Below are 13134 nucleotides of genomic sequence, written 5' to 3'. Positions count from 1 at the left end.
TATGGTCACTATCCCTTTGCCTCAGGGAGCAGACGCCTGCTGGCTGTCCGCTTGAGAATGGTTTGTTCTATTTGTTCTGCACTTTATATTTATAGCCCTTCCCTCCGCCACGCACCCAAGTGAAGAACACATATCTCAGAGGCGCTACCTATATTCCATATAGAGGGTCTCGTCCCTTTTGGACTGAAAAAGATCAACAACGTACAAAAAACAACGTTTTCTTACTAAAGAAAAAGAAATAACGACCCTATATAATTGAATGGTAAACAGTTTAGGCACAAGATAGCTTCAAGAAGGGGGCGTTTTTGTTTTCTCCAAAATTCAATTTTGATAGCGTTTTCATGAATGGAATGGATTCGAGAATTGAAAAAACTAGATGTAACAGGAGGAATCGGGATGTCAGAACATAATAAACAAGAGCAAGAAGAACAGCTGGAAATGGAACAAGCAGGTGAAGGTAGATCAGCGGGTTTTATTAGCAGGAGAAAGCTTTTGCTTTCTATGGGGGTAGCGGGGGCGGCAGTTCTTGCAACAGGCGGGATGGCATTTGGTGCCGAAAGCTTCAAGGAAAAGGAGAAAAATGATAAGGACAAGGATAAGGATAAAGGGAAAGGGAAGAACAATCACAACAGCAACAGTCCCAACAGCGAAAACACCAACAACGAAGAAGATTGCTGTGAATCCAAAATAGAACAAATCCCTGACATCGCTACCTTGCGAGTAACTGCGGGGTCGTTTGACGGGCAGCAGGTTTATGTTACATCACATAGCAGTGACTGGGTTAGCAGTCCCATTCTTGGGAGAGGTCCAACAGGCGGAGGAATGTTCACTCGCATAGCTGTCAGCGACCTGGTTAGTCCTGTCGATAACAACGGTTCAATTATTATTGTAGACAGTAATATTGCCTGGATTCGCAGCGACACAAGTGAGTGCCATGTTGAAAACTTTGGTGCGCTGCCTGATGGTGTTACTAATAATTCAGTGGCAATTTTAGCTGCAATAGCTTCCATTAGGGCTAACCCCGTTTCCATCTTGCAGGAAATTGGAGGCAGTACGATAACTGCGTATACCTCTGGCAGAGTTTTGTTTGGGAGAGGGGTTTACGTTGTATCGCCTGATGTACTCAGCATTACTCAAGACATGGGGCTGCAGCTTGTAGGTCAAGGTTATCGTGGTACTAATAATGCCATTCGTGGCACTACGACTTTATTAATTTCAGGGACATCAAGCGGGTTCGGTATTCGCTACTATGGTTCAGGCTCCCGTTCGGGACTCATCCAGGATATGGATATTTGTTATGCGAGTGAGAATTTCACAGGAGATCTTATTGATTCCTACAGCTCTCCCGGATTAAAGCTCAGCCGTGTCTTCATAGGAACGTTTGGCTTAACGGCTAATACGAGACTACATAGCGCAAGAAGTGGCATCCGGGCGACCTATGATGAGTTCAATCACTTTGAAAATGTAACCTTCGACGGGTTGCAGGACGGCTGGTGGAGTGATGACCTTAGAGATACCAATCCCTTCGGTGGTACTTTAACGAGCTTCGATACCTGTGTTTTCTACGATGTTACGGGCAGTATGATTCGTCATGACGGCAACAGAACCCGCAATGCACTGAGCATCAAAAGCACTGCCTTCAATCCTATCCAGGTCAGCTGCCAGCGGGCTATCAAAGTAGATAATATCGATGGCATACATGTGGATACGTGCGTTTTAGCCGGCTCTACGGTTCATAAGGCGGAAGTCGAATGGGTGAAAATAACCAACGCTACGGGCTCAATAGCATCGACATCTTTTAATGATTTTTCGAAGGCGGGTACACTGGGCGGTATGCTGGAAGTAACGGGGAATATCGTATATTGTACTGACGGTTTTACTTTGAATGGCGGGCCGATTCGGGCATCGAACAATGAATTCTCCAAAGCATCCGCCGGTTATCGTGTGAGTCCTCTGTATCCATTAGCTATGCAGTTGGGACCCGATCTGTTCAAAGCCGATGTGAATGTATCTTATTATATTACACCCGATGCAGTAGATCTAAGCGGCAAAATCATCTATGCACCTGAGCAGGACGCATCAGTAAATAAATTCATCAACGAGGGTACCAGGGTGACGATCACCAGCTCAAGCGGCCATACGGTGTCCATAGGCAGTGCTAGCTACAGCATTTCCATACTGCATACCGGACGTGATTTCGCATACTCGGTTAACGGTTCCCAGAGCTTTGAATTGCCGGTCCCTGTAGTAGGAACAGAAATTGGTTTAATGGTTGTCGGCACAGGAAGAAAAACAATAACAACACCAAGTGGTGTGAGCATAATTGCTGGAACAGGTAGTGCATTCACCAGCCTGTACAGTGAAGCTCCTGGTTCCTATATTCGTTTCAGGGCTTTTGGCGTTTCCACATGGGTGGTAATAAGCAAAACGGATGGGTGGGTTATATAGATATAGCTAGAGCTAGTAGAAATTAGAAATACGTAGAAATAGTAGAGACAATAGAGATAGTAAAAACGTTAGTGACAATAGAGACATCCATTCAAAGATCAACTGCGGGGCCACTCTAGGGGCTCCGTTATTTTTTTGTCGCTGTCGGTGTATTCCACTCCAAATGAAGCGTAAACAGAGACGCATGATATTCCACATGAACGCAGCCGCCCATTTGCTCTATCAATCCCTTTACTACCGCGAGCCCCAAACCGCTGTTGTGCTCCGTACGGGCTCGATCCCCAGTGAAGCTTCGTTCAAACAAATAGGGGAGATCCTCTTCCTGCAGGGATATCGTTTCATTGGAGAGAATCGTGACCATTTTGTCATCCATCACACCTTGAAACACATGCAGGGAACGCTGTCCGTGATTCAGAACATTTTGCAGCACATTCATATAAATGCGTATCACGCTCTCCTCATCTGCTATTACAAAACAATTCGTGTCCGAAAGATCAAGAACGACCTGGAATCCTGCAGTGGTAATTTCAGAGTAATGATCGGCCAATACCCGCTTTAGTAGAACCTGCAAATCGACCTTTTGCAGCACGATGGGATAATCCTTGGCTTCAATCCTTGATAAATCATAGAAACTGCAAATGAGTGACCGCAAGGCCTTCGCGCGCTTCTCCACAACAACCAGATATTCCTCAGCCTCTTCAGTGGACAGGTGTTCCTCCTGCAGCAGCTCCATATAGCCGAGCATCGAGGTGAGCGGAGTACGCAAATCATGCGTAATATTGGCAATCTGCTTGCGAATTTGTCCTTCTTTTCGCTCATAAAGGATGCGATCGGTCTGCTTGGCAGAGAGCAGCCGATTCACTTCAACCAGCAACGCTTCCAGTTCCTTGTCAGGCGAACGAAGGTGGATATGCCGGTTAGTAAGCGGGTCGGACAAAATTTGTCTAATTTGATCGGTCGCCCGCCGTAGAGATTTGCGTAACAACCAATAAAGCGTGGCAAAAAGGATCGCTACTCCGGCCAACACAGCAGTTAACAATTTTGTCACGCTCCCTTGGTTTTACTTGAATTCTTTCGTCTTCACCCATCTGGCGCTAGTCAGAAAAGCAAGAAGTACATACGCTGTTCCAATGATCCAGCAGAGAAGCAATCCGTTTGACTTCATCCAGAAGAAGTCATTGGCCGCCGCATAAGGAAATAGCGGAACCCTGTCCACGATCTCTCTCCATGCTGGTATACCATGAGCAAACATGAAATACAGCTCGGGCAAGGCAATGATTATGAGCGCATAAGATACCAGATGGGGCAACGGCTTCTCTGTCAAAAAACAAAGACAATGGGAAACAGTAAGTGCAGCGAGAACCAGTGGTAGTACACCTGCAATAGACGCCGTGAAATCCATAAAATGGGTCGTTCCGTTGTTCTGCAACAGCAGAAACACACTAGCAGTCAATGAAATATAAGTCACCAGCCAGGAGATACCCAAAAACAGCAGCTCCATGATCCATTTGCCATAAAAAACGGTACTACGAGTAATTCCATACGCAACTGTATTTTTTAACGCTCCATCGGTAAATTCATCTGATACCAAGAAACTGACTATGATTGGAACTATAATAAACACTAAGCTCCACATATTCATAGCCGATTTGAAGGCAAACTCCGTATTTGCGTATAGCTCGCCTCCCGTTGTTGCTGTCAATAATGTTACAATGAGAGGCCCAAGCATGCAAATGGCCAGAAAGAAATAGAATGCCTTTTTACGAACAAGCCGATACAGCTCACTTTTCAAATAATTAGACATCTTTGCTCCCTCCCACTAAGGACACAAAATAATCCTCCAGATTCGTCCCTCTGTTTTCCAGTGAGTAAAGCCGAATATGATTACCTACTAGTACCCGGGTCACTTCATCCGCCTGTCCCTGCAAATTATAAATGTGAACAGACTTGTCGGGCTGGATACTGTACCGAATATCTGGGAAATGTCTTTCCAGAAGAGCCGCCGCTCCAGTTTCGCGATCGACCACCAGTCTGAGATAATGTCCGTAGCTTTCCTCAAGCTGCCGTGCGGTCATTGTTTTGATCATTCTGCCCCCATCGATAAACGCATAAGTGGTGGCCAGGCTCTGCATTTCTGCCAGCACATGTCCGGAAATGAGCATCGTGATCTGTTTTTCACGGTTCAAGGTCAGCAGTAGTTCACGTATTTCCACAATACCCAGCGGGTCAAGACCATTTATCGGCTCATCCAATACAAGAAAATCAGGATGATTCATCAACGCCAGAGCAAGTCCCAGCCGCTGCTTCATTCCTAAGGAAAAATCCCTGAATTTCTTGCTGCCCGTATCCCTCAGACCAACTTCATGCAACGCCGCCTCAACTCTCTCCTTACCAGGAATTCCGCGCTGAATCCGGTAGTACTCCAGATTCTGCCTAGCCGTCATATCACGGTAAAAGCAGGGTGTCTCTACAATCGCCCCCATCCTTTGCCTCGCCTGCCGCAGCCCTTCGGGGGTTGTCTCCGAAAATAACGTCAGTTCCCCACCCGTAGGGAGACACTGACCCGTAATAAGCTTTAACAAAGTTGTCTTGCCGGCTCCATTTTTGCCAACTAGTCCAAGAATCTCCCCCTTGGCTATGGATAGGGTAGTGGGGTGGAGAGCAGTAAAGGATCCGTACGTTTTGTTCAATGATTGTGCAGCTAATATTATGTTGTTTGACATCATTTGATCACCTCGTACCTTTACTTTACCTAATCAGTTGTCAGCAAGTCCTTAACGAAGCGTAAAAAATCGTAAAGAAAGCATAAAGTTCGCATGGAGTCCGAATAGAGTCTGCAAAAAGTCAGACCATTTTAAAGCCGATGCCCCAAACCGTTTCGATATAAATTCGATCAGGGGTGTTTTTGGATAGCTTGCTGCGCAAATTGCTCATATGTACGTTAATCGTGTTATCTTCAATGACATACTTTTCATGCCACACGGCTTGATACAAATCTTCCCTCGTGAATAATTTGCCAGGAGACCGTACCAATATCGTCAGCAATTCGAATTCTTTGGAAGTAAGGGAGACCGGATTCCCCGCCAATGTAACGGTTCGTGAAGTAATATCCAGGACAAGGTCCTGATAAATCAGCTGCTTGGCTGTCTGCTCAGTAAGGCTGAATGTTTTATAACGCCGCAGTTGTGCCTCTACCCGAGCCAGCACCTCATCCTTATCAAAAGGTTTCGTTATATAATCATCGGCACCATATTTGAGCAACTCGATTTTGTCTTTCGTTTCCGCCTTAGCCGAGATAATGATGACTGGCACATAGGAGTGACTGCGGATGTCCTTCATCAGTTCTTCTCCGGGCATTCCGGGCAGCATCAAATCCAGCAAAACCAGGTCATACTCCCGCATAGACAAAAGCAGCTTCGCTTCACTACCGGAGAACGCCGACTCTGTCTGGTACCCTTGCTTGCCCAAAAGAGTGCCTAGCAGCCGGTTAATATCCGTATCATCTTCAACGACTAATATGTTGAGGGGCATAGTTTCCCTACTTTCCAGAAATATAAGTACACACTTATTTTTGAAATCCGTGTAACTTCTTTTAGTTTAAGCGTAGTCCTTTCATTATATATTAAAAGTCCTCAGGATTCTTTATTCCAAGAGCTTGATATGCATGGAAGTAGAGCTATCGGAGCTCCCGCCGGGTGATGCTGGCAATACTTTGTTCTCTGATGTATATAATGAGGGTTTAAACGCCTTCTAGTGTACGTTTTTAGTGTTGACAGCGCTTAATTACAACCTTATAATGATGATTAAATAGTGGTTTAATTATAACTAGTGTACATAAACACATGAAATAAACATTAGAAAAGTAATGGAATATGAAGGAAATTCAAGTTAGGGAATTACACCTGGAAGTATAAGGATCATAATCTGAAGTTAGCCATACGAAAACGGAGTGTTGCTCAAATGAAAGCAAAACCGACGAATAAAGAGTTTCAGCTCCAGCTGGAGCAGATGGCTGAACAATTGCGCCAGGATATTCATGGGGGAATCTTTCCCGCCAATTCCTTCCTGCCTTCTGAATCGGATTTGGCCAAGAGGTTCCAATTAAGCAATAAGTCGGTACGCAAAGGTATGGAGAAGCTCGTCGAGGAAGGCCTCATCGTGAAAATACCGCGGGTCGGCAACCGGGTGAACAACGTACAGCGTGTGAGCGTTACGTTGACATTGGCTTGTTCAGAATCGATCGAGCGTGATTTTTCTTTAAGTACGCTGCTGGATGATTTTCACCGCTTGCATCCGTGGATCCGTGTAGATACCGTCCCATTTTCGGATATGCCGTTCAATGAGAATCGGGATTATCAGCAGGCTGACGTGATTACAGTGGATTCTACGCAGTTCCAACAGTTGAAGGAAGATGGCCTGCATACTATGCTGGAACCTCTTATTGGCTCGGAGGACGTGTATCCTTTTTTGAACGATGCTTTTATAGTAGATGATCAGCAGTACGTGCTGCCTGCCATATTCTCTCCGATCGTACTGTGCTACAACCGGGCCCATTTCAAAGAACGTAATATCCCTGAACCTCATGGGGGTTGGACCTGGGAGGACTTGGCCAAAAACGCGACAAAGCTGTCCGAGAACGAGGGGAGATTTGGCTTCTGCTTTCATATTCTTTCAGAAAACCGCTGGCCGTTATTTTTGCTGCAGAGTGGTGACCGCTTCGAATGGGAGGGGACCAGACTCCGCGATTTCCGTGGTACGAAGCTGCTGGAAGGGATGAAGCTGGGCAAGCAGATTATTCTGAACCGCGATATATTCCCGCTTTATTTATCAGAAAACAATGATGATATTAATGAGTTGTTTATAGAAGGCAAAGTCTCGATGATTCTTATCAGCTATATGGGGATGAACGTGCTCCGAAACACAGGTCTTGATTACGACATAACGCCAGTGCCTTATATCCACGAACCGCGAACGCTGCTGGTAGCTATCGGCTTTGGGATGAATCGGTTTTCCCGGAATAAGGAAGCGGCCCAAATACTGATTGACTACTTTGTATCGAGGCGGACGCAGAATATGATAGGTGAGATTACGCTAAGCCTGCCTGCCTTGCAGCAAATAGAAAGGACTGAGCAATCGGCTGCATCTAGGCCTAGCAGGTATGGGCTGTACCGCGAAATTATATCTTCTTACCGCATGCACAGCGAATTGAATTTTCCATGGCGGTTGAATCATCTACTCGCTGGACAGATGAAGGCTTACTGGGCAGATCTGCTGGATGAAGAAGAGATGTGCGACAGGATCGTTGATAAATTGTCAGCGCGGGAAACAGAGCGGGCGGGCAAGCAAAAGAAACGAGAATTAACGAGTATTAATGAATAAGGCGTGCAGGCCTGCCAGGTCAACCTAAAATATAAGCAGAGGTGGAGGAACGGATGAGCTTTAAATCGACGAGAGTACTCTTCATATCAAGATGCAAGTACAAGTACGAGAGCTACGTCATCAATCATTGCCATAACTTTCATCATCTATTATATGTGGTAGGCGGAAGCGGAACGCTCTTAGCGAATGGTGTCCAATACAATATGCATAAAAACGATATGTACATTATTCCTCCAGACACGAATCACAGTTTGCTTTCGGATGCTTCAAGGCCTTTATGTACGATCGAAGTAAAGGCCCTTGTCAACGATCCTCAATTAGAGGCGTATCTGAAGCTAATGTCGTTGAAAATGGTCGTTCCGAATGTGAAAATAAAAATGATTCTGGAAGCTATGCTGGAGGAAGCGATACACTGTCGACCACAATATAAGGAAATTATTACGGCTAATTTTATTGAATTCATCATGAATATACAGCGATCCCGCAGCATAGAAAGCCAGGAGGATATTCCTGCGATAACGAACCTATCCAGCTTTTCCGAAGAAAGGGATGCCGCCGCGAATGTCCTTCTTGGAAAAACCGAGTTTGGCGATGACGTAGCCAGCAAGGCTCTTCAATATTTTCACGGGAACTATGACCAGAAAATTATTCTTAAAGAGCTTGCCCAGCAATTGGCAGTGAGCCGAGCTCATTTATGCCGGGTATTTTGCGAGCGTTACAAAGTATCACCGATGCAATATTTGAACAATTGGCGCATCCAGGAGGCAAAGGAGCTGCTAGTCAATACAGAGCTTTCGATTACCGAAATTTCCGCTAGAGTCGGTTTTCAAACGGTGCACTATTTAAGCCGTCGTTTTACTGCCAAGGAGAAAATGTCGCCACTGCAGTACCGGCAAAAGATGAAGGAAATCATCGAGCTGAAGATCGAAGAAAAGTACCACATTGTAGATCAGAGGGTCGTTATGCACTCGTAGCGCGCCATACACCCTTTTACATTTTATCGTACACTTCTATTTACAATGTGTTTTACGCCTGCTTGTATACCTTCATGTATGTTTAAGAGCTTTAATTCCGGTACAACGAATTCTGGAACTATAAGGTAATCATCCAGCTTATCCATAGAAACCCACCTATGAATGAACCCATCTTCAACCCCTGCAAACTCACTGTCATGTTTATATATGGGGTGGTTTTCCGGCAAGGTAACGAGAAAAAATAAGCCAATCTCATGTATACGCCTATCAGCAAATTCAACGAAATTTTCAACGATCCAGACCATTCTCCTATCTAAAATAGATACATCAAATTCTTCAAGCATTTCCCGTTCAATTGTTTGTTCCGCAGCCTCATTGAATTCCACCCTGCCTCCAGGTATGAACCATGCGTGTTCATTGACCAATCTTTGCAGAAGCACTTTATTATTATGCAAAATAATGCTGGCCGCTCTGCAGTGAAACTTATTGGGTCCTGTCTCATAAGAAATCATCATATGATGGGTGCTCCTTTTTTCGTTATTAAAGCTTAAACAAATGCATGAATTGCAAATGATAAATGACAAAAAGGAGACCCACAGCAACGGGCTGCGGGTCTAAAGTGTATATATATTAAAAAGGGGGTTGAGTCTTATTATAGGCTTGATTCATTAAAACAAGATGAAAATAAGATTTCATTTTCATTACAAATTTTGGTCGGTTTGATGACCAGCTCGACCGGCTCTATATTCGGCTTGTTCTATGCAGCAACGCTTCGACTCGGGACACGACATGCTCAACTGTAAATCCATACTCTTTAATAACTAGAGCAGCTGGAGCAGAAGCTCCGAAACGATTTATCGCCATGACATCCCCTTTGCGGCCTACGTACTGGTGCCAGCCCTGCGGCGAACCCATCTCAATGGCTAAAGTTGCATCCAAATCAGGAAGGATCACAGCATCCTGGTAGGATTGTGGCTGTTTGTCGAACAACTCCCAGCTTGGCATGCTAATTACACGAATTGGAATACCTCGTTCTTCTAGCTGCTTCTGTGCCTCCAAAGCCAACTGTACCTCTGAACCTGTAGCGATAATCTGTGCTTTTGGTTCACTGCTCGCCCCATCAGAATTCATCGCGTCAGATAGAACATAAGCACCACGGCTCAATCCCTGCGGAGCCAGCTCGAGGGTACCTGGCAAGATCGGCAGCGCCTGCCTCGATAAGACCAGCGCACATGGTCCTGACTGATTTTGCACCGCATGCTTCCAAGCTAGGCTGGTTTCATTAGCGTCAGCAGGACGAAGCACCGTGATGCCCGGAATGCAGCGAAGCGCGGCTAACTGTTCAATCGGCTCATGCGTAGGCCCATCCTCACCGACCGCAATGCTATCATGAGTGAATACATAAATGACCGGCAGATTCATAATTGCGGCCAAACGGATGGAAGGGCGAAGATAGTCGGAGAATACGAAAAAAGTTCCAACGAACGCCCGCACACCGGTATGCAGCAGCATACCGTTAGCCGCCGCGCCCATAGCGAATTCCCGCACACCAAAGAAAATGTTGCGCTGGCCATAATCATCCCCCGTTAAGCGGCCAGAAGCTTTCATCCCGGTCTTTGTTGACGACTCCAGATCCGCAGATCCTCCTACTAAATAAGGGACAGTTTTAGCGATGGCGTTCAGTGCCAGCTCGGATGCGGCACGTGTAGCTATTGCCTTGTCCTCCGGTTGGTAAAGCGGCAGCTCTGCATCCCATCCTTCCGGCAAGTTTCCATGTATCGCGGTGTCAAACTGTTTGGCTAATTCAGGATGGGCCTGACCGTAGGCTTGGAGCAATTCATTCCATGAGGCTTCTTTCGCTTTGCCTTGCTTTTTTAATTCGCCCAGATGCGCTTGCACTTCTTCAGGGATATAGAACTGAGGCTCGCTCGGCCATCCGTAAAATTCCTTGGTCAGCAGGGTTTCCTGTTTCCCAAGAGGGACTCCGTGCGAACCGTGCTCGCCTGCTTTGCCGCTTTTGTTGGGGCTTCCGTAGCCAATCGTCGTCTTGACCTCAATCAAGGAAGGACGTGGGTCTGCCTGTGCAGCAGCGAGAGCCTTGTTGATTTCCTCCAAATCATTGCCGTCCTTCACTAATTGAACATGCCAATTATAGCCCTCGAAACGCTTCTGGACATTTTCGGAGAAGGAGAGGCTGAGATCGCCGTCCAAGGAAATATCATTGGAGTCATATAGCACAATTAGTTTGCCAAGCTTGAGATGTCCGGCCAGTGAGGCGGCTTCTCCAGTGACACCTTCCATGATGTCCCCATCTCCACAAATAGCATAGGTATAGTGGTCAATCAGCTTGAATTGGTCACGGTTATAAGTTGCAGCCAAATGGGCTTCTGCGAGCGCCATCCCGACAGCCATACCAATTCCTTGGCCGAGAGGTCCTGTGGTTGCATCCACCCCGGGTGTATGCCCATGTTCGGGATGACCCGGCGTAAGGCTGCCCCATTGGCGGAAGTTTTGCAGCTCTTTCAGCGGAAGATCATACCCAAACAGATGCAGCAAGCTGTAAAGCAGCATGGAGCCGTGACCGGCCGACAAAACAAAACGATCCCGGTTGATCCAATGCGGATTGTCCGGATTGTGGCTCAGAAAGCGGGACCATAGCTCGTAGGCCATCGGCGCTGCCCCCATCGGCATGCCAGGATGTCCGGAATTAGCCTTATCGACGGCGTCGATGGCAAGTGTCCGGATGGTAGTCACAGCTTTGTAGTCAAGCTGTCTGTTCAAGTTTAACATGATCATAATGTAAGCCCTCCTCGAAAAATAAGCTTTTTTTACCTCGTGACTAAAGTCATGATTTTGTGCAACCGACTTATCAATCCTCGTAGACCTGATTATAATAAACATATAGATATTTATGAAATCGATAATATACATACTTGGTATAGATGGAGGTAATACATGATTGCCAATTTGGAGCTGTATCGCGCTTTCTATTGGGCTGCCAGGGAGCGGAACTTATCCAGAGCAGCAGAGCGCTTATTTATCACACAGCCTAGTGTAAGCCATGCTATTAAACAGCTTGAGAATGAACTGGCAGTTACACTTTTTCACCGTGGTGCCAAAGGTGTCCGGTTGTCTGAGGAAGGGCAGGTGCTCTACGCTCAAGTGGAGCAAGCTTTTTATCTTCTTGAATCAGGAGAAAGGCAAATTGCAGAGATCAAAAATCTGATGCGAGGCGAACTGCGATTAGGCAGCAGCGACTCGCTGTGCAAGTACTATTTGCTACCGTCCCTTGGTCGCTTCTGTAACGATCATCCTCAAATCCGCCTCGACTTAATGCACGGGACAACCCCGGAAATTATTCGAAATGTGAAGGAGGGGCGCATAGATTTCGGCATCGTCCGCCTGCCCTTGCAGGATGAAGCACTAGTTATTTTAGAGACGATCACTGTACAGGACAGCTTCGTGGTTGGACCGAGGTATTTGAGCTTGGTACAAAATGAAATCTCGCTGCAGCAGCTAATCAAATACCCGCTCATCTTATTTTCAAAAACGAGCAGCTCACGTAAATTTATTCAGGAATTCGCACTTTCTCATGGCGTGATGATCGAGCCGGAGATCGAGCTGGCAAGTGTCGATTTATTAATCGAATTTGCCAAAGCCGGGCTGGGCATTTCATTTGTAACGAAGCAATTCGTACAGTCTGAATTAGACAACGGCTCCCTTTTTGAAATCAAACTGGCCGAACCGATACCGCCGCGCAAAATCGCCATAGCCTTTCTGAAAAACAGGCGGCTTACCCCTGCAACCAAATCTTTTTTCGGGCAGTATTTGAATGTGGAGTATGATGAAGCTTGACTATTTAAGGAAATACGCAAAAAAAGGGTCCCAATAAAAATCAGTGGGGGAGCCCTTTTTAGCCATCTTTTTAGTCTTATATAGAAGTTGGGTGCTTTACATGCTCATTTGATGATTGAACCATCTTTTTTTGGCGCGGGATATAGCTTCACAGGCTTCGTCATAATGCGTGTAGCGCTGCGCTATCAGGTGATCGTCCTCGCTTCCTGCACATATATACCAATAGGTTTTGATGACGAGCGATTCCCGGGGTAAGCCGGATTGGACCAAGTCGTAAACTCTGGCATCTGCTTCTGCGGCATTTTCAAAATCCAAGTCCTCATTATCTCCGATCCAAACTAAATATCTATGGGCAAGGACGAACTTTTCATCCGATTCTGCGAACAACTTATATGTATTGGAGGCTTCTGAAATTGGAGTTGGTGTTTCCAAGAGTGCTAAAGACATCTGATGTTCATTCTCCTCTCTAATGGTACCT

General features: G+C 46.0%; 11 protein-coding genes. 4 read left to right on the top strand and 7 right to left on the bottom strand.

The features are described 5' to 3' along the window. The first annotated feature begins 396 nt into the window (after positions 1–396). Positions 397–2448 carry a putative phage tail protein gene (locus tag J2Z66_RS32240; RefSeq protein ID WP_209976879.1) on the top strand — a complete coding sequence of 684 codons (2052 nt, stop codon included), beginning with the start codon at positions 397–399 and terminating at the stop codon, positions 2446–2448. Positions 2449–2575: 127 nt separating this feature from the next. Here the strand turns inward: J2Z66_RS32240 and J2Z66_RS32235 are convergent, their stop codons facing one another. The 4 genes from J2Z66_RS32235 to J2Z66_RS32220 form a co-directional block, all read right to left on the bottom strand. Beyond that, positions 2576–3496, bottom strand: a complete 921-nt coding sequence (locus tag J2Z66_RS32235; RefSeq protein WP_209976878.1) for a sensor histidine kinase — start codon at positions 3494–3496, stop codon at positions 2576–2578. Positions 3497–3508: 12 nt separating this feature from the next. Further along, positions 3509–4252: an ABC transporter permease gene (locus tag J2Z66_RS32230; protein WP_209976877.1), complete on the bottom strand. Its 744-nt coding sequence runs from the start codon at positions 4250–4252 to the stop codon at positions 3509–3511. Beyond that, on the bottom strand, positions 4245–5174 hold the full coding sequence (locus J2Z66_RS32225) for an ABC transporter ATP-binding protein (protein ID WP_209976876.1): 930 nt from the start codon (positions 5172–5174) through the stop codon (positions 4245–4247). Before J2Z66_RS32225 ends, J2Z66_RS32230 begins: the two co-directional genes overlap by 8 nt. A gap of 118 nt (positions 5175–5292) precedes the next feature. Then, on the bottom strand, positions 5293–5979 hold the full coding sequence (locus J2Z66_RS32220) for a response regulator transcription factor (protein WP_209976875.1): 687 nt from the start codon (positions 5977–5979) through the stop codon (positions 5293–5295). 429 nt (positions 5980–6408) lie between these two features. Here J2Z66_RS32220 and J2Z66_RS32215 point away from each other — a divergent pair, with 429 nt between their 5' ends. Further along, positions 6409–7827: an extracellular solute-binding protein gene (locus tag J2Z66_RS32215; protein WP_209976874.1), complete on the top strand. Its 1419-nt coding sequence runs from the start codon at positions 6409–6411 to the stop codon at positions 7825–7827. Positions 7828–7880: 53 nt separating this feature from the next. Beyond that, positions 7881–8801: an AraC family transcriptional regulator gene (locus J2Z66_RS32210; protein WP_209976873.1), complete on the top strand. Its 921-nt coding sequence runs from the start codon at positions 7881–7883 to the stop codon at positions 8799–8801. Positions 8802–8824: 23 nt separating this feature from the next. On the opposite strand, the gene J2Z66_RS32205 is transcribed toward J2Z66_RS32210, so the two are convergent. Continuing rightward, positions 8825–9316 (bottom strand): NUDIX hydrolase, encoded by a 492-nt coding sequence (locus J2Z66_RS32205; RefSeq protein WP_209976872.1) that lies wholly within the window; start codon positions 9314–9316, stop codon positions 8825–8827. A 226-nt stretch (positions 9317–9542) separates the two neighbouring features. Further along, entirely contained in the window at positions 9543–11591 is a 2049-nt protein-coding gene (gene tkt, locus J2Z66_RS32200) for a transketolase (protein ID WP_209976912.1), read from the bottom strand. Positions 11592–11756: 165 nt separating this feature from the next. On the opposite strand from tkt, the gene J2Z66_RS32195 reads away from it, so the two are divergent. Beyond that, positions 11757–12656 (top strand): LysR family transcriptional regulator, encoded by a 900-nt coding sequence (locus J2Z66_RS32195; protein WP_209976871.1) that lies wholly within the window; start codon positions 11757–11759, stop codon positions 12654–12656. Between the two features lie 96 nt (positions 12657–12752). Here the strand turns inward: J2Z66_RS32195 and J2Z66_RS32190 are convergent, their stop codons facing one another. Further along, positions 12753–13103 (bottom strand): hypothetical protein, encoded by a 351-nt coding sequence (locus J2Z66_RS32190; RefSeq protein ID WP_209976870.1) that lies wholly within the window; start codon positions 13101–13103, stop codon positions 12753–12755. Positions 13104–13134 lie beyond the last annotated feature (31 nt).

The sequence above is a fragment of the Paenibacillus eucommiae genome, from assembly GCF_017874215.1.
GTDB classification, from domain to species: Bacteria; Bacillota; Bacilli; order Paenibacillales; family NBRC-103111; genus Paenibacillus_AI; species Paenibacillus_AI eucommiae.
The sequence above is the reverse complement of the archived record's forward strand: the minus strand, read 5'-3'. Positions and strand labels throughout refer to the sequence as shown.

What these genes read in the sequence shown, in the direction of transcription:
- J2Z66_RS32225 (WP_209976876.1), bottom strand. Translation starts at nt 5,174, where the DNA reads ATGATGTCAAACAACATAATATTAGCTGCACAATCATTGAACAAAACG.
- J2Z66_RS32205 (WP_209976872.1), bottom strand. Translation starts at nt 9,316, where the DNA reads ATGATGATTTCTTATGAGACAGGACCCAATAAGTTTCACTGCAGAGCG.
- J2Z66_RS32210 (WP_209976873.1), top strand. Translation starts at nt 7,881, where the DNA reads ATGAGCTTTAAATCGACGAGAGTACTCTTCATATCAAGATGCAAGTAC.
- tkt (WP_209976912.1), bottom strand. Translation starts at nt 11,591, where the DNA reads ATGTTAAACTTGAACAGACAGCTTGACTACAAAGCTGTGACTACCATC.
- J2Z66_RS32220 (WP_209976875.1), bottom strand. Translation starts at nt 5,979, where the DNA reads ATGCCCCTCAACATATTAGTCGTTGAAGATGATACGGATATTAACCGG.
- J2Z66_RS32240 (WP_209976879.1), top strand. Translation starts at nt 397, where the DNA reads ATGTCAGAACATAATAAACAAGAGCAAGAAGAACAGCTGGAAATGGAA.
- J2Z66_RS32190 (WP_209976870.1), bottom strand. Translation starts at nt 13,103, where the DNA reads ATGTCTTTAGCACTCTTGGAAACACCAACTCCAATTTCAGAAGCCTCC.
- J2Z66_RS32230 (WP_209976877.1), bottom strand. Translation starts at nt 4,252, where the DNA reads ATGTCTAATTATTTGAAAAGTGAGCTGTATCGGCTTGTTCGTAAAAAG.
- J2Z66_RS32215 (WP_209976874.1), top strand. Translation starts at nt 6,409, where the DNA reads ATGAAAGCAAAACCGACGAATAAAGAGTTTCAGCTCCAGCTGGAGCAG.
- J2Z66_RS32195 (WP_209976871.1), top strand. Translation starts at nt 11,757, where the DNA reads ATGATTGCCAATTTGGAGCTGTATCGCGCTTTCTATTGGGCTGCCAGG.